Source organism: Kitasatospora sp. NPDC057198 (assembly GCF_042670125.1).
GTDB lineage: Bacteria > Actinomycetota > Actinomycetes > Streptomycetales > Streptomycetaceae > Kitasatospora.
The window spans coordinates 37,792-53,389 of sequence record NZ_JBHUWH010000006.1 but is presented as its reverse complement, the minus strand read 5'-3'; the positions used below and the strand labels follow the sequence as shown (position 1 = coordinate 53,389).

General features: G+C 74.8%; 16 protein-coding genes. 9 read left to right on the top strand and 7 right to left on the bottom strand.

The window, feature by feature from the left end:
- On the bottom strand, window positions 1-1,419 hold a 1,419-nt coding region (locus ACFUEL_RS01680; RefSeq protein WP_380233890.1), incomplete at its 3' end, for an amidase.
- A 173-nt stretch (window positions 1,420-1,592) separates the two neighbouring features.
- Between ACFUEL_RS01680 and ACFUEL_RS01675 the strand changes: the two genes are divergently transcribed.
- Window positions 1,593-3,482 (top strand): alkyl/aryl-sulfatase, encoded by a 1,890-nt coding sequence (locus ACFUEL_RS01675; protein WP_380233889.1) that lies wholly within the window; start codon window positions 1,593-1,595, stop codon window positions 3,480-3,482.
- Between the two features lie 13 nt (window positions 3,483-3,495).
- Here the strand turns inward: ACFUEL_RS01675 and ACFUEL_RS01670 are convergent, their stop codons facing one another.
- Together ACFUEL_RS01670 and ACFUEL_RS01665 are read right to left on the bottom strand one after the other, a co-directional pair.
- Window positions 3,496-3,876: a MerR family transcriptional regulator gene (locus ACFUEL_RS01670; protein ID WP_380233888.1), complete on the bottom strand. Its 381-nt coding sequence runs from the start codon at window positions 3,874-3,876 to the stop codon at window positions 3,496-3,498.
- The gene (locus ACFUEL_RS01665; protein WP_380233887.1) at window positions 3,873-4,859 is read right to left on the bottom strand and encodes a helix-turn-helix transcriptional regulator; all 987 of its coding nucleotides are present in this window, start codon (window positions 4,857-4,859) and stop codon (window positions 3,873-3,875) included. The genes ACFUEL_RS01670 and ACFUEL_RS01665 overlap by 4 nt, the downstream gene beginning before the upstream one ends.
- Window positions 4,860-4,969: 110 nt before the next feature.
- Between ACFUEL_RS01665 and ACFUEL_RS01660 the strand changes: the two genes are divergently transcribed.
- The 5 genes from ACFUEL_RS01660 (at window position 4,970) to gap (ending at window position 9,661) form a co-directional block, all read left to right on the top strand.
- Complete coding sequence (locus ACFUEL_RS01660) at window positions 4,970-5,602, top strand: DinB family protein (RefSeq protein ID WP_380233886.1); 633 nt, start codon at window positions 4,970-4,972, stop codon at window positions 5,600-5,602.
- 146 nt (window positions 5,603-5,748) lie between these two features.
- On the top strand, window positions 5,749-6,663 hold the full coding sequence (locus ACFUEL_RS01655) for a sigma-70 family RNA polymerase sigma factor (RefSeq protein ID WP_380233885.1): 915 nt from the start codon (window positions 5,749-5,751) through the stop codon (window positions 6,661-6,663).
- Between the two features lie 20 nt (window positions 6,664-6,683).
- A complete protein-coding gene (locus ACFUEL_RS01650; protein WP_380233884.1) occupies window positions 6,684-7,355 on the top strand; it encodes an NAD(P)-dependent oxidoreductase in 672 nt (223 codons plus the stop codon).
- A 213-nt stretch (window positions 7,356-7,568) separates the two neighbouring features.
- Window positions 7,569-8,525: a GlxA family transcriptional regulator gene (locus ACFUEL_RS01645; protein ID WP_380233882.1), complete on the top strand. Its 957-nt coding sequence runs from the start codon at window positions 7,569-7,571 to the stop codon at window positions 8,523-8,525.
- Window positions 8,526-8,662: 137 nt separating this feature from the next.
- Window positions 8,663-9,661: a type I glyceraldehyde-3-phosphate dehydrogenase gene (gene gap / locus ACFUEL_RS01640; protein ID WP_380233881.1), complete on the top strand. Its 999-nt coding sequence runs from the start codon at window positions 8,663-8,665 to the stop codon at window positions 9,659-9,661.
- Window positions 9,662-9,715: 54 nt separating this feature from the next.
- Here the strand turns inward: gap and ACFUEL_RS01635 are convergent, their stop codons facing one another.
- Window positions 9,716-10,087 (bottom strand): VOC family protein, encoded by a 372-nt coding sequence (locus ACFUEL_RS01635; RefSeq protein WP_380233880.1) that lies wholly within the window; start codon window positions 10,085-10,087, stop codon window positions 9,716-9,718.
- Between the two features lie 98 nt (window positions 10,088-10,185).
- Between ACFUEL_RS01635 and ACFUEL_RS01630 the strand changes: the two genes are divergently transcribed.
- Window positions 10,186-11,205 carry a sigma-70 family RNA polymerase sigma factor gene (locus ACFUEL_RS01630; protein WP_380233879.1) on the top strand — a complete coding sequence of 340 codons (1,020 nt, stop codon included), beginning with the start codon at window positions 10,186-10,188 and terminating at the stop codon, window positions 11,203-11,205.
- A 7-nt stretch (window positions 11,206-11,212) separates the two neighbouring features.
- Here ACFUEL_RS01630 and ACFUEL_RS01625 read toward each other — a convergent pair whose 3' ends face one another.
- From ACFUEL_RS01625 to ACFUEL_RS01615, 3 genes are all read right to left on the bottom strand, one after another.
- Window positions 11,213-12,460 (bottom strand): serine hydrolase domain-containing protein, encoded by a 1,248-nt coding sequence (locus tag ACFUEL_RS01625; protein ID WP_380233878.1) that lies wholly within the window; start codon window positions 12,458-12,460, stop codon window positions 11,213-11,215.
- Window positions 12,460-12,954: a hypothetical protein gene (locus ACFUEL_RS01620; protein WP_380233876.1), complete on the bottom strand. Its 495-nt coding sequence runs from the start codon at window positions 12,952-12,954 to the stop codon at window positions 12,460-12,462. The genes ACFUEL_RS01625 and ACFUEL_RS01620 overlap by 1 nt, the downstream gene beginning before the upstream one ends.
- A 126-nt stretch (window positions 12,955-13,080) precedes the next feature.
- Complete coding sequence (locus tag ACFUEL_RS01615; protein ID WP_380233875.1) at window positions 13,081-13,575, bottom strand: hypothetical protein; 495 nt, start codon at window positions 13,573-13,575, stop codon at window positions 13,081-13,083.
- 220 nt (window positions 13,576-13,795) lie between these two features.
- Between ACFUEL_RS01615 and ACFUEL_RS01610 the strand changes: the two genes are divergently transcribed.
- Window positions 13,796-14,365, top strand: coding sequence for a SigE family RNA polymerase sigma factor (locus ACFUEL_RS01610; RefSeq protein ID WP_380233874.1), 570 nt, complete (start codon window positions 13,796-13,798; stop codon window positions 14,363-14,365).
- Window positions 14,362-15,204: a hypothetical protein gene (locus ACFUEL_RS01605; RefSeq protein WP_380233873.1), complete on the top strand. Its 843-nt coding sequence runs from the start codon at window positions 14,362-14,364 to the stop codon at window positions 15,202-15,204. Before ACFUEL_RS01610 ends, ACFUEL_RS01605 begins: the two co-directional genes overlap by 4 nt.
- Window positions 15,205-15,598 lie beyond the last annotated feature (394 nt).

Sequence of the window (15,598 nt, the reverse complement as noted above, 5' to 3'; positions counted from 1 at the left end):
TGGGACGCCCTCGCCGCCCAGCGGCGCCACGAACTGCACGCCCAGCGGCAGCCCGTCCGGGGTGCGGTACAGCGGGACGCTGGCGGCCGGGCGGCCGGTGATGTTGGCGAGCTGGGTGAACGGGACGGGCGCCAGGTTGGTGATCACCGCCTCCTCGTACGCCTTCGTCCGGCTGAGCAGGCCCAGCAGGCCGAGCGGCAGCAGCAGCCGGGCCAGCGCCCGGACGGCCGGCGGGGTGTCCAACTCGCCCGTCCTGACCGGTGGTTGAGCGAGGGTGGGGGTGAGCAGCAGGTCGTAGCGGGCGTGGAAGGCGGCGAGCTGCCGGTTGTAGAGGTTCCAGCGCCGGTGGGCGGCGTAGTAGGCGGGCGCGCGCATCCGGCGGCCGGCGGCGGCCAGCACGTGGGTGTCCAGCTCGAAGCCCGCGTCGCCGGAGCCGGTCAGGCGCTTGACCTCGTCCACGGTGGCGGCGGTCTCGGTGGCCCACATGGCCAGGAAGTCCAGCGCCAGGCCGCGTTCGTCGATCCCGGTGCCGGCCTCCTCGACGTGGTGGCCGAGCCCCTCCAGCAGGGCCGCGGCGTCCGCGACGGCGGCCAGCGCCTCCGGGTGCACCTCGGTGCCCAGCGGGGAGCGGGTGCTGAAACCGATCCGCAGCGGACCGGGGGCGCGGCGGGCCTGTTCCGCGTACGGGGTGCTCGGGCGGTGCGGCAGGTACGGGCCGGCCGGGTCGGGGGCGCCCGCCAGCACGTCCAGCATCGCGGCGCTGTCCCGGACGCTGCGCGAGAGCACGCCGTCGGTCGCCGCGCCGTGCAGGTGCTCGGCCGCCGCCGGACCGGCCGGGACCACGCCGCGGCCCGGCTTCAGCCCGAACAGGCCGCAGCAGGCCGCCGGGATCCGGATCGACCCGCCGCCGTCGTTCGCCCCCGCCGCCGGGACGACGCCCGCGGCGACCGCCGCCGCCGAACCGCCCGAGGAGCCGCCCGGCGTGCGGCCGGTGTCCCACGGGTTGCGGGCCGGGCCGGTCGCCTCCGGCTCGGTGACGCCCTTGCTGCCGAACTCCGGCGTGTTGGTCTTCCCGAACACCACCAGCCCCGCGTCCAGCCAGCGCCGCACCGACTCGCTGTGCGCCGCCGCCGGGGTGTGCTGCAGGGCCCGGCAGCCGCTGCCGGTCGGCAGGCCCGCGTAGTCCTGGATCAGGTCCTTGACCAGGAACGGCACCCCGGCGAACGGGCCGCCCAGCTCGCCCGCCGCCCGCGCGCGGGCGATCCCGTACATCGGGCGCACGATCGCGTTCAACCGCCCGCCGACCTGCTCGGCCCGCCCGATCGCGGTCTCCAGCAGCTCCCCGGCCGACACCTCCCCGCCCGCCACCAGCGCGGCCAGCCCCACCGCGTCGTACCGCCGGTACTCGCCGTACTCCACCGCAACCCTCCGAGAGATCACCCAGCCCGAGCGTGCCGGTGACCCTACCGCCGAGTAGGGCGGCTGCCCAGGGGGCGAGGTCCCCCGGACGGCGTAGGTGGCTTTGCCGGGGCGGGGCGGGGTGGGGAGGGTGGCGGGGGAGTGCGGCTGCTCAGTGATGGAGGGTGATGGGGATGGCGTACCGGGGCAAGGAAGCCACGGGGGAGACGGCGGCGGTGAACCGGGGGGCGGTGGGGCGGTACCCGATGGAGGACCGGCGGGACTTCGCGGACGCGGACCGGGGGCTGATCGCGCCGCTGCCGGACAGGCTGTACGGGCGGGGCGGGGAGGTGATCTTCGACCCGGCGGCGTTCGACTACCTGGAGGGGCGGGAGGAGGCGCCGGACACGGTGAACCCGAGCCTGTGGCGGCAGTCGCGGGTGATCCGCAAGGGCGGGCTCTACCGGGTGGTGGACGGCGTCTACCAGGTGCGCAACAACGACATCGCCAACCTGACGGTGGTGGAGGGCCCGACCGGGCTGGTGGTGATCGACGCGATGGCCTCGGTGGAGGCCGCCACCCAGGGCATGGCGATGATCCGCGAGCACGTCAGCGACAAGCCGGTCGCGGCGGTGGTCTACACGCACACCCACATCGACCACTACGGCGGGGTGAAGGGCGTGGTCACGGCGGAGGAGGTGGCGTCCGGACGGGTGCCGATCGTCGCGCCGGGAACGGTGAAGTCCTTCGACAAGTACGCGCTGGGCGAGAACGTGATTGCCGGCAACGCGATGTCGCGGCGGGCCTCGTACGCGTTCGGCAGCCTGCTGGACCTCGACCCGCGCGGGCACGTCACCTGCGGGATCGGGATCCAGACCGTGCCGGGCGTGACGGTGTCGTACCTGTCGCCGACCGACGGGATCACCCGGACCGGGGAGAAGCGCGAACTGGGCGGCCTGGAGTTCGAGTTCCTGTACGCACCGGACACCGAGGCGCCGGAGGAGATGCACATCTGGATCCCCGAACTGGCCGCCCTGACCTGCGCGGAGAACGCCAACCACACCCTGCACAACGTCCAGACCCTGCGCGGCGCCCGCACCCGGGACGCCCGCAACTTCGCCCGCTACCTGGACGAGACGCTGGAGCGCTGGGGCGACGCCGCGCAGGTGCACTACGGGCCGCACACCTGGCCGGTGTGGGGGAACGACGCGGTGGTCGACCTGCTGGAGTCGCAGCGCGACACCTACAAGTTCATCCACGACCAGGCGCTGCGGCTGGCCAACAGGGGCGCCACGCCGCTGGAGGCCGCGGAGCAGGTCGAGCTGCCCGAGGCGCTGGGCCGGCGCTGGCACAACCGGGGCTACCACGGGACGCTGCACCACGACGTGCGGGCGGTGTTCCACAAGGAACTGGGCCTGTGGGACGGCGACCCGGTCTCGCTGCACCCGCACCCGCCGGTGGAGACCGCCCGCCGGTACGTCGAACTGATCGGCGCGGAGAAGGTGTTGGCGGAGGGCCGGCGGGCCTTCGAGGCGGGCGACTACCGGTGGGCGGCCCAGCTGCTGCACAGCCTGGTGTTCGCCGACCCGGAGCACCGGGAGGCCCGCGAGCTCCAGGCGGACGCGTACGAGCAGCTCGGCTACCAGGCGGAGGGCCCGCAGTGGCGCGGCATCTACCTGACCGCCGCGAAGGAGCTGCGCGAGGGCGTGCAGCCGGCCCGGTTCGCCACCGCCAGCCCGGACACCGTGCTGGCCATGCCGGTGGACGTGCTGTTCGACTTCGCCGCCGTGCACCTGGTCGGCGACCGGGCGGCCGACGCCGACCTGGGCATCGCCCTCCGGTTCACCGACCTGGACGAGACCTGGACGATGCGGGTGCGCCACGGCGTGCTGAACGCCCGGTCGGGCACCTGGGGGACGGTCGGGCTGACGGTGGCCGGGCCGAAGGCGGTGCTGGCCGGGGTGCTGCTCGGGCAGACCGCGGCGGCGGAGGCGGCCGAGCTGGACGGGGACGGGCAACTGCTGCGGCGGTACTGGGAGTTGCTGGACGAGTTCGACCCGGACTTCCCGGTGGTGACGCCGTAGCGGGCGGGCTGGTTCAGTCGGCGGGCAGCACGCTCCGGTAGTAGTCGATCTTGTCGCGGAGGTGGGCGCGCTGGCGTTCCAGCAGGGCGATCCGGTCGTTGACGGCGGTGTCGTGCCGCTCCAGCAGTTCGATCCGGCCGAGCAGGCTCTCCGGGCCCTCGACGCGGGCGAGTTCGGCGTACCGGCGCATGTCGGCGATCGGCATGCCGGTGTCGCGCAGGCAGCGCAGGATGCCCAGCCAGCCGATGTCGTCCGGGCTGAACCGGCGGTGGCCGCTGGCGGCGCGGGTGATGGGGGTGAGCAGGCCGATCCGCTCGTAGTAGCGCAGGGTGTCCAGGCTGAACCCCGAGCGTTCGGCGGCCTCGGCGGGAGTGAGCAGCTGCTGAGTCGTCACCGCCCCGATTCTGCCTGTTCGTCGGGGCCGGTGCAGCGGGTGAACCGTTCGCCCCAGGCGGCCAGCAGGGCGGTGAGTGCGGGCGGGGAGAGGACCCGGAAGTCGGCCCCCAGCGAGCCGAGGGCCATCGCGGGCCACTCCAGGGAGTCGGCGCTCATCCGGACCAGGCTGCGGCCGGCCCCGGCCTCCTCGACCTCGGACCAGGCGCCGATCCGCTGCCGGACCGTCGCGGCGGGGGCCTCCACCAGCACCTCGATCCGGTGCGGGCGGGGCAGGCCCCGCAGGCCGGCCCGGACGAACTCGGCGGCGTCGGCGGCCGGGAGGGCCCGGGGCAGGAAGCGGGCGCCGGTCGGCTCGGGGGCGGTGAGCCGGTCCAGGCGGAAGGTGCGCCAGTCCTGCCGGGTCAGGTCGTAGGCGACCAGGTACCAGCGGCGCTCCAGCCGGACCAGGCCGTGCGGCTCGACCTGCCGCTCGGTGGCGGTCCCGTCGGCCGACTCGTACCGGAAGCGCAGCCGCTCGGTGTCCCGGCAGGCCAGGGCCACCGCGGTCAGGGCGGCCGGGTCGATCCGGGCGGCGGTGTCGGTGCGCCAGCTCATCGGGACGGTGACGGTGCGCAGCGCCTCCACCCGGCGGCGCAGCCGGGCGGGCATCACCTGCACCACCTTGGCCAGCACCCGGACCGAAGCCTCCGCGATGCCCTCCACCGCGTTGTCCGCCGCCGCCTGGAGGCCGACGGCCAGCGCCACCGCCTCCTCGTCGTCGATCACCAGCGGGGGCAGCGCGGCCCCCGCCGCCAGCTGGTAGCCGCCGTCGACGCCGCGCCGGGCCTCGACCGGGTAGCCGAGCTCGCGCAGCCGGTCGACGTCGCGGCGCAGCGTGCGCGGGGAGACGCCGAGCCGGGCGGAGAGCTCCTCGCCGGGCCAGAAGCGGTGGGACTGCAACAGGGTGATCAGGCGCAGGGTGCGGGCGCTGGTGTCGGCCATGGATCCCATCCTCCGACAATTGCGGACGGAAAGTGGCCGCAATGGCCCGTAGCGTGGAACACGAAGCGAGCAGGACAGCGCATCGTGACCGGGGAATCAGGAGCGACACCATGAGCATCCAGACCGTCCAGACCGTTGAGAACGTCGAGAACGTCGAGAACGTCGAGACCGTTGAGAGCGCCGGGACCGCGGAGGCCGCGGAAGGCCAGTACCCGGCCGCCGTCGTGGAGGGCCCGACCCCCGAGCACGCCGACCTGATCGCGGAACTCCGTGCTGTCCGGCACTTCCTGCGGTTCACCGCCCGCGGCCTCGACGACGAGCAGGCCGCCCGCCGCACCACCGCCAGCGAGCTCACCATCGGCGGACTGATCAAGCACGTCACCTCGATGGAGCGGACCTGGGCGGCGTTCATCGCGGTCGGCCCCTCCGCGATGCCCGACTTCAACGCCATGGCCGAGGCCGACTTCCAGGCCCGCGCCGACGAGTTCCGGCTGCTGCCCGGCGAGACCCTGCTCGGCGTCCTCACCGCGTACGAGGCGGTGGCCCGCGGCACCGAGGAGCTGCTGGCCGGCCTGCCCGACCTGGGCGTCTCGCACCCGCTGCCCTCGGCGCCCTGGTTCGCCCCCGGCGTGAGCTGGTCCGCCCGGCGCGCCGTCATGCACATCATCGCCGAGACCGCCCAGCACGCCGGGCACGCCGACATCATCCGGGAGTCCCTGGACGGGCAGAAGAGCATGGGCTGACCGTCCGGTCCGTTCGCGCAGGGGTCCGTGCCGCCGGTGGCGGCGCGGGCCCCTTTTTTCCCGTTCTCCGGGATCCGTGTCACACCCCGGCCGATCCGCCACTCTCGGGGTGCAGCCGGAAGAGGACAGCGGAGGAGACGGACGGGATGGACGAGGCCACCGAGGTGTTCACCGACCACCGGGAACTGCTGTTCTCGATGGTCTACAACCTGCTGGGCACGGTCGCCGACACCGAGGACGTGCTCCAGGAGACCTGGCTCGCCTGGTCCGGGCGGCACCGGTCCGCCGGAGCCGGGCCGGTCCTCCACCCGCGCGCCTACCTGGTGCGCACCGCCGTGAACACCGCGCTCGCCCGGCGCGCCGAGATCAGCCGGCGGCGCGAGAGCTACTTCGGGCCCTGGCTGCCCGAGCCGCTCCTCGCCCCGGCCGGGGCGACGGGGGCCGGGACGCCGGAGGACGCGGGCGAACGGGCCGAGGCGGTGTCGATCGCGCTGCTGGTGGTGCTGGAGACGCTCACCCCGCTGGAACGCGCCGTCTTCGTCCTGCACGAGGTCTTCGGGTACAGCCACCCCGAGACCGCCGGGATCCTCGGCCGCAGCCCCGCCGCCGTCCGCCAACTCGCCCACCGGGCCCGCGAACACGTCCAGGCCAGGCGGCCCCGCTACCGCGCCGACCCGGCCGTCCGGCGGCAGGCCACCGAGCGCTTCGCCGCCGCCGTCGGCGGCGGGGACCTCGACGCGCTGCTGCGCCTGCTCGCTCCCGACGTCACCCTCTGGGCGGACGGCGGCGGCAAGGCGACCGCCGCCGGGGCGCGCCCGGTGCGCGGCCGCGGGAAGGTCGCCCGGCTGCTGGTCGGCAGCGCCGAGCGGGCGCGGGACGTGCGGGTGCGCTGGGCCACCGCCAACGGCGACCCGTCGGCGGTGCTGTTCCTCGGCGAGGCCCCGTTCGCGGTGCTGGTGCTGGACCTCGCGGCCGACGGCGGGCAGGTCACGGACATCTACTTCGTGACCAACCCGGACAAGCTTCAGAGTGTCAACTCCGTTGCGGTAGAAGAGAACTGACCGAAAGACAGGAGAGAGCGATGAAACTGACCGTGGTGGCCGCCACCGGAGGGATCGGGCGGCAGGTGCTGGAGCAGGCGCTCGGGGCCGGGCACGAGGTGACGGTGGTGGTCCGGGACCCGGGGAAGCTCGGGGACGCGGCCGGGGTGCGGGTGGTGCGGGCGGACCTGGCGCGGGCCGGGGCGGCGGAACTGCGGGAGGCGGTGGCCGGGGCGGACGCGGTGCTGTCCGGGCTCGGGGCGGTGGGCAAGGCGGGCACCGGGGTCGCCGAGGCCGGGACGCGGGCGCTGGTGGCGGCGATGAAGGAGGCCGGGGCGCGGCGGCTGCTGGTGGTGAGCGCCGCCCCGATCGGGACGGTGCCCTCGCCGGACCGGCCGCACCCGCCGCGGCACGACCCGGGCGAGGGCCCGCTGACGCGATACGTGCTGACGCCGGTGGTGAAGCGGGTGCTGCGCGCGCACTACGCGGACCTGGCCCGGATGGAGGACGTGGTGCTGGCCAGCGGCCTGGACTGGACGGTGGTGCGCCCGCCCCGGCTCACCGACGGGCCGCTGACCGGCGGCTACCGGGTCGCGTACGGGCAGAACCTGCGCGGCGGGACGAAGGTGTCGCGGGCGGACGTCGCGCACTGCATGCTGCGCTCGGTCGGCGACCCGGAGACCTTCGGGCGGATCGTGGGGATCGCCGACTGACGGGCCGACCGGGGGCGGGGGGACCGGGCGGACCGGGCCGGGCGGGTCTGGTCGGCCGGGTCGGTCGGGTGCTCGGGTGACTGCTCGGTGCGCGCGGCGATGTCCGTTCCCGCTCCCGTCCCCGTCCCTTCCGGTGCTGCCCGGTGAGGCCACGGCGCGGCCCGGACGGTACGGTCCGGACGGCGCGGCCAGGACGGCGCCTACCCTGAGGGGATGTCAGCTCCTCGTCTGCGCCGGGTGGCCGTGCTGGTCCTGGACGGCGCCAAACCGCTCGACGTCGGCATCCCCGCGCAGGTGTTCTCCACCCGGGGCAGCATGCCGTACGAGGTGCGGGTGTGCGGGGCCGCGCCCGGTCTGGTCGCGGGCGGGGACGGCCTGTCGTACCACGTGGCGCACGGGCTGGAGGCGCTGGAGTGGGCCGAGGCGGTGTTCGTGCCCGGCTACCGGCACCCCGACCGGGACGACCCGCCGCCCGCCGTGGTCGCCGCGCTGCGCGCCGCGCACGCCCGCGGGGCCCGGCTGGCGGCGATCTCCACCGGGGCGTTCGCGCTGGCCGCGACCGGCCTGCTGGACGGGCGCCGGGCCACCACGCACTGGCACTACACCCGGGCGCTGGCCGCCAAGTACCCGCAGGTGCGGGTCGACGAGAACGTGCTGTTCGTCGACGAGGGCAGCGTCCTCACCTCGGCGGGCGCCGCGTCCGGCATCGACCTGTGCCTGCACGTGCTGCGCGGCGACCTCGGGGTGGCCGCCTCCAACCACACCGCTCGCCGGCTGGTCGCCGCGCCGTACCGCAGCGGCGGCCAGGCGCAGTACGTGCCGCGCAGCGTGCCCGAGCCGGTCGGCGAGCGGTTCGCGGCCACCCGGGAGTGGGCGCTGTACCGGCTGGACGAACCGCTGACGGTGCGGGCGCTGGCCCGGCACGCCGCCGTCTCGCCGCGCACCTTCTCCCGGCGCTTCGTCGAGGACACCGGCTACACGCCGATGCAGTGGGTGCTGCGGGCCCGCGTCGACCTGGCCCGTGAGCTGCTGGAACGCTCCGAGCACAGCGTCGAGCGGATCGCCGCCGAGACCGGCCTCGGCACCGGCGCGAACCTGCGCACGCACTTCCAGCAGATCCTCGGGACCACGCCCAGCGAGTACCGGCGGACCTTCGCGAAGGGCGAGTGAGGCCGCTCCCGGGCTTGGCACGATCCTTGCGAACCGTGGCACTGGCGCCACTGCCGACGGCCCTGCCGGCGAGCGAGAGTGGAAGCACGCCACCCGGCAGGAACGCCGCAGAAGAGCCGCAGAGAAGGGCACCACCCATGACCCGCATCGCCGTCAACGGATTCGGCCGCATCGGACGCAACGTGCTGCGCGCCCTGCTGGAGCGCGACAGCAAGCTGGAGGTCGTCGCCGTCAACGACCTGACCGAGCCCAAGGCGCTGGCCCGGCTGCTCGCCTACGACACCACCTCGGGCCGGCTCGGCCGCCCGGTCACCGTCGAGGGCGACACCCTGGTGGTCGACGGCCGCCGGATCAAGGTCCTGGCCGAGCGCAACCCCGCGGACCTGCCGTGGGCCGAGCTCGGCGTCGACATCGTGCTGGAGGCCACCGGCCGGTTCACCTCCGCCGAGGCCGCCCGCGCCCACCTCACCGCGGGCGCGAAGAAGGTCCTGGTGTCCGCCCCGTCCGACGGCGCCGACGTGACGCTCGCCTACGGCGTCAACACCGACGCGTACGACCCGGCCGCGCACACCATCGTCTCCAACGCCTCCTGCACCACCAACGCGCTGGCCCCGCTGGCCGCCGTCCTCGACGAACTCGCGGGCATCGAGCACGGGTTCATGACCACCGTGCACGCCTACACCCAGGAGCAGAACCTCCAGGACGGCCCGCACCGCGACCCGCGTCGGGCCCGCGCCGCCGCCGTCAACATCGTCCCGACCACCACCGGCGCCGCCAAGGCGATCGGCCTGGTGCTGCCGCAGCTGGACGGCAAGCTGTCCGGCGACTCGATCCGGGTGCCGGTGCCGGTCGGCTCGATCGTCGAGCTGAACACCGTCGTCGCCCGCGACGTCACCCGCGAGGAGGTGCTCGCCGCCTACCGCGAGGCCGCGGCCGGCAAGCTCGCGGGCGTGCTGGAGTACTCGGACGACCCGCTGGTCTCCGCCGACATCACCGGCAACCCGGCCTCCTCGATCTTCGACTCGGAGCTGACCCGGGTCGACGGCCGCCACATCAAGGTGGTCGCCTGGTACGACAACGAGTGGGGCTTCTCCAACCGGGTGATCGACACCCTGGAGCTGCTCGCCGCGAGCTGACGCCGTACGGCGGGCGGGGCCCGGACCGGTTCGCCGGTCCGGGCCCCGCCGCGGTCACTTGCCGAGCAGGCCGACGGCGTTGCCGTCCGGGTCGGTGAACACCGCCAGGCGGTCGCCGCCCGGCACCGGGTGCGGCTCCAGGCGGCGGGCGCCGCCCAGCTCGACGGCGCGCTCCAGCGCCGCGTCCAGGTCGTCCACCCGGAAGTAGACGGCGAAACCGGTGTACGGGGCGTCCGGGCCGGCCTGTCCGATGCCGCCGGTCGGCCGGCCCTCGCCGTCGTCGCCGACCAGCGCGTACGTCCCGTCCGTCTCGTCCACGGCGTGCACCGGCCAGCCGAACAGGCCGGCGTAGAAGGCGCGGGCGCGCGGGGCGTCGGGGGAGGACAGGTCGAACCAGGCGGCGGTGTGCGGGGTGCGTTCGGTCATCACGGGCTCCTCGGGATGGGGAACGGCATCGGGATCGGGATCGGGAAAGGAAAGCCGTTCGAGGAGGAGACCGGCGCGGTGCGGCAGAATCGTCGCTCATGAGCGAGGTTTCTCCGGAGCGGGCCCCGGAGCCGGACGATCTGGCGCTCGCCCGGGGCGGTGACGGCGCCGCGTTCACCCGGCTGCTCGCCCCGCTGCGGCGCGAGCTGCACGCGCACTGCTACCGGATGCTCGGCTCGGTGCACGACGCCGACGACGCGTTGCAGGAGGCGCTGCTGCGGGCCTGGCGCGGCATCGACCGCTTCGAGGGCCGCAGCTCGCTGCGCGGCTGGCTGTACACCGTCGCCACCCGCACCTGCCTGGACGCCGTCGAGCGGCGCGGCCGGCGCGCGCTGCCCGTCGACCTCGGACCGGCCGCCGAACGGGTCGTCCTGGACGGCCGGCCGGACACCGAGACCGCCTGGCTCGGGCCCTACCCCACCCCGGGGGATCCGGCGGAGCGCTACGAGCGTGACGAGGCGGTCGAGTTGGCGTTCGTCGCCGCGCTCCAGCAGCTGCCCGGCAACCAGCGGGCCGCGCTGCTGCTGTTCGACGTGCTCGGGTTCTCCGCCGCCGAGATCGCCGACCTGATGGACACCACCCCCGGCTCGGTGAACTCCGCGCTGGCCCGCGCCCGCCGCCGACTCTCGTCCGAGGAGCCGGAGTTCGAGCAGCGGCGGACCCTGCGGGCGCTCGGCGACGCGCGGGTGCGGGAGACCGTCACCGCGTACCGGAGGGCGTTGGAGCGCGGGGACGCCGACGCCCTGGTCGCGCTGCTCACCGAGGACGTCACCTGGTCGATGCCGCCGCTGCCGCACTGGTACCGGGGCCGGGCCGCCGTCATGGAGTTCGCCGTCGCCGTCCCGCTGACCCGCTGCCCCAGCTGGCGGACCCTCCCGGTCGTGGCCAACTCCCAACCAGCGGTGGCCTTTTACCTCGGCTCATCGGCCGACGCGGTGCACACCGCCTGGTCGATCACCGTGCTGGAGCTGGCCGACGACGGGCGGATCGCCGGCCTGGTGTCCTTCCTCGGCGCCGAGCACTTCGCGGCCTTCGGCCTGCCGGAGCAGTGGAGTTGACCTGCTGTCACAGCGCGGGCAGGTCGAACGCGGCGGCCGCGACCCGGTACTGGGCGGCGAACGGGGCGCCCTGGCGGGAGGTCGGGGTGAAGGAGAGCACCAGCTCCCGGGAGGCGTCCCGGGTGGCGAACACCGCGCTGGTGTAGCCGGGGCGGCTGCCGGTCTTGCCCCACAGCTCGATGCCCGGGGCCGGGGTGAAGCGCATCAGGCCGGTGCTGAAGCAGGCCCGGCCGGTGGTCGGGCCGATGTCGCAGTTCTGGTTGTGGAAGTTCGGCACGTCCGGGACGGCGAACAGCTCGGCCTGCTGGGCGGGCGGCAGCAGCTCGCCGCGCAGCAGGGCGGACAGGAAGCGGTCCAGGTCGGGCGCGGTGGAGACCATGCCGCCCTCGGCCCACGGCCACGGGCTCTGCCGGGTGACGTCCGCCAGGCCGGTGCCGCCGTCCGGGCGGGGGACGGCGAGGACGGCGTGCGCGGTCGGGTCCGGCAGCGCGGTGTCGGTGGCGGCGGGCGCCGAGGTGTGGTGCAGGCCCAGCGGGCGCAGGACGCGGTCGGTGACCTCGGCGGCGAAGCTCCGGCCGGTGATCCGCTCGACCAGCAGGCCCGCCAGGTAGTAGTTGACGCCGTTGTACTGCTGGGCGGTGCCCGGCGCGAACCGCATCGGCTGCCCGGCCAGCGACTCGGCGACCTGCCGGGCCGTCCAGTGGTCGGCGGCGTGCGCGGCGAACCAGGCGGCGCTGCCGTCGTCGCTGCTGCCGTCGGGGGCGGTCAGGTCGCCGCCGCTGGGCAACCCGCTGGTGTGGTTGAGGAGTTGGCGCACCGTCACCGGCGGGTACTCGGCCGGGAGGGTGCCCGGCAGGTACTGCTGGACGGTGCCGTCCAGGTCGACCCGGTGCTCGGCGGCGAGTTGCAGCAGCACGGTGGCGGTGAACACCTTCGAGATGCTGCCGATCCGGAACCGCCCGTCCGCCTTCACCGGCCGCCCGGTCGCCGGGTCGCCCGTCCCCGAAGTGCCGCTCCAGCGGCCGCCGTCGCCGTCCACCAGCACCACGGCGCTGGTGATTTCCGCGCTCGGCAGGCCGGCGATCGAGGCGCGCAGCGCGACCGGGTCCGGCGCGGACCGGTGCACCGTGATCGTCGCGGCCCCGGACGTCCCGGTGGTGAGCGACACCACCAGCGCGCCGATCGCCGCCGCCCCCGCCAGCCTGCCCAGCGTCGTCCTCGCGCGCATCCCGTACTCCTCAACCCCGTTGTCCATCACGTTCCTTGACGCTGGGAAGTCTTCCGGCCGGGCCGCTCCGGAACATCCGGGGCGGACCCCGAGCCGACCCGGATCCGACCCCGGGACGCGTACAGGGTGCCGGCCGAGAGCAGGGCCAGGCCGGCGGTCAGCGGGGTCAGGACGGCCGGGATCTCGTCGGTGCCGAACGTGCTGCCGTCGGGCTGCACGCAGGTGAAGCGGACCACCGGGAGCACGTCGATCCGGTAGCCCGTCCCCTCGGAGACCACTCGGTCGGGGACGCGGCAGGGTGGCAGCGGGATCGAGTCGGTGCCGCCGTCGGTCGCCGCGCCCACGGCCAGCAGGACGGAGGAGAGCAGCTGGGTCAGCGAGGCGAGCGCCGCGGTGGCGAGCAGCAGCCCGAGCACCCGCAGCCACTGCCGGTCCCGCGCCGACCCGACCGTCACCGCCAGCAGCACGACCCCGGCCGTCGCGGCGGCCGGCCAGAGCAGGAACAGCAGCGGCATCCACACGGCACGGCCCCCCGGCGGCACGTCCGACGGGCGGTCGGTGCGCCGCTCCGTCCTCAACAGGACTGCGGGGGAAGGTCGTTCGGTTCCGCGCCAGTGGGCCCGGGCGGGGCGGCGCCGGAGCGGGGGTCAGAAGATCCCGAAGAAGCGGTGCCACCAGCTCGGCCGCTGAACGTGGCTCGGCAGCCGGCTCGGCCCGTGGTAGTCGCTCTCCAGCAGTTCCTCGGCCACCACCGGGTAGCCGAGATCGTCCAGCGCCCGTTCGACCCTGGTGAGATCGGCGTCGTCCAACTCGCCCTCGGCCCGAGCCTCGTCCGTGCCGAGGAAAGCACCCGGATTGTCCGCGCAGACCAGCGCGAGCGAACCGAACTTGCTCACGCACACCACGATCCGGACCCCGCACACGGTCGCCTCGGCGGGAACGACGATGCGGCCGAACTCACTGGAGTCCTGGGTGTCCCGCCAGGCCGCACAGCCCGTGGCGAAGTCGCCCTCCAGCCGGGCCAGCAGGGCGTCGAAGCGGGCCGCGATCCCGTCGCGGTCGTAGTGCCGGGGCCGCTCCAGCCACTCCGGATCGTCGAGCTCGCGCAGCAGGGGCAGCAGTTCCGCCTCGTTCTCGGTCACATGCCCATCCTGCCGCGCCGGGCGCCGGTACGGAGGGTCGGGGCGGCCCTGCTGTTTCGGACCGGGGCGGCCCCGGCGGAGGCTGAGTCGGCCGCTGCGCGACGTCCAGCAGATGGTGCGGTCGGCCCGTCACGACGGCGGGGCCGCCGGTGGCCCCGGGGTCGGTTCGGGCAGGGAAATCGCTGACAACCTTTCGCCGGGGCTCGGGCGTCTGGTCGGTGTGAGCCGAGAAACCGAGGACGACACCTACGCCGATTTCGTCGCGACCGCCTGGCCCAAGCACCTGCGCACCGCGACGCTGATCGCGGGCGACCGGCACCAGGGCGAGGAACTGCTCCAGGACTGCCTGGTCAAGCTGTACGTCCGCTGGCGGCGGATGCGGTCCGACGACCCGCACGCGTACCTGCGGCGGATGCTGGTCAACAACCACATCAGTTGGTGGCGGCGTCGTCGCCGGGAACTGCTCATCGCCGAACCGCCGGACGGGCCCTCCGGCGGTGGGGCGGGGATGGAAGCCGCGGACGAGCTGTACCGCGCGCTGCGCGAACTCCCGCCCAGGCAGAGGGCGGTGGTCGTGCTCCGGCACTTCGAGGACCTGACGGAGAAGGCTGCCGCGGAGGTCCTCGGGTGCTCGGTCGGCACCGTCAAGAGCCAGCACTCCCGGGCGATGGCCCGGTTGCGCACCGCCCTGGCCCGGAGCCGGGCCGAGGAGCGGGCGGGGGAGTACGCGCAGCACCAGTCGAATCACCGTACGAGCAACCAGAAGAACCAGGAGAGTGTCACCCGATGAACGACACCGAACACCAGGAGATGTCCCGCGCCCTGCGGGACCTGGTCGACAGCCAGGACCCCGCCGGGCCCGCCCCGGTCGCCGAGTTGCTGCACCGCGGCCGCCGCCGTCGCGGGCTGCGCACCACCGCCGTCACGGGCAGTGTCGCCGCCGTCGCCGCGATCGCGGTGTTCGGCGGGATCGCCCTCTCGGGCGGGTCGGCGGAGACCGCCGTGGGCCCGGCCGGCCAGGGCACCGCGTCCGCGTCCGTCTCCGTTTCCGCCTCCGCATCCGCGACGTCCGGCAGCGCGGCCAAGCAGGGGCCGACCACCGGGGCGGAGGTCGCCGCGCTGCTCAAGAGCCGCTTCCCGGCGGGCTACCAGGCGGTCGGCGAGCCGTTCCTGGTCAACCCCCGGACCGACGAACCGAGCTTCGCCGTCAACCCGGACCTCCCCGAGGAGACGCGGAAGCAGCTCACCAAAAGCCTCCGGGGGAACGACTCGATCGGCGCCGGGTACACCATCGCCAACGGGTCGAAGACCGGCACCGTGCAGATCACCATCAGCCACGGGACGGCCGGCCGGGCACCGGCCGGGTGCACCGTCCCGTACTGCAGCGTCATCAAGCAGCCGGACGGCAGCATCCTGCTGCTCACCCTCCCGTCGTACGGGCCGGAGGTCCCGCAGGTCTGGCAGGCGCTCCTCTACCGCACCGACGGCACCATGGTCACGGCCGAGTCGGGCACCCTCCCGCTGCCCGGCCATGGCCAGGAGCTGTACGCCGGACCGCCCGCGCTGGACGGCCAGATGCTCACCGCGCTCGCCCTCGACCCGGTCTGGACCCAGGGGGCCGCCCACTGAACCTGAACCGGGCCGGTCGGTGCCCCGACCCCCACCGGCGGTGGGGCGGGCCGGCGGCCGGAGCCAGGTACCGGTGGCGGCGGGGTCCCCTCGTCCAACACCCGTGCCAGCAGTAGCAGTTCACCCGTAGTACGAGTCGGCGGCGTACGCGCCGGCCGTTCCAGGACGTCCCGTGATCTCGCGGGGCCGGGCAGCCGGGCGGCTCCCCGCGAAGGTCCCGGTCGGAACGGCGGCGGCGGTCCGAGCCCGGGCGCCCGGGCGGCCGACTCCCGGCGCCGCAGCGCCACCCACCTCCACCGCGCTCGCCTCCACGGCACCCGCCGCCAACCGTTCCCGCTCCGGTCGGGTCGGCGCGGCATCTGCCGGGCGCGAGGGTCCGGCGGCCCGGAGGTTC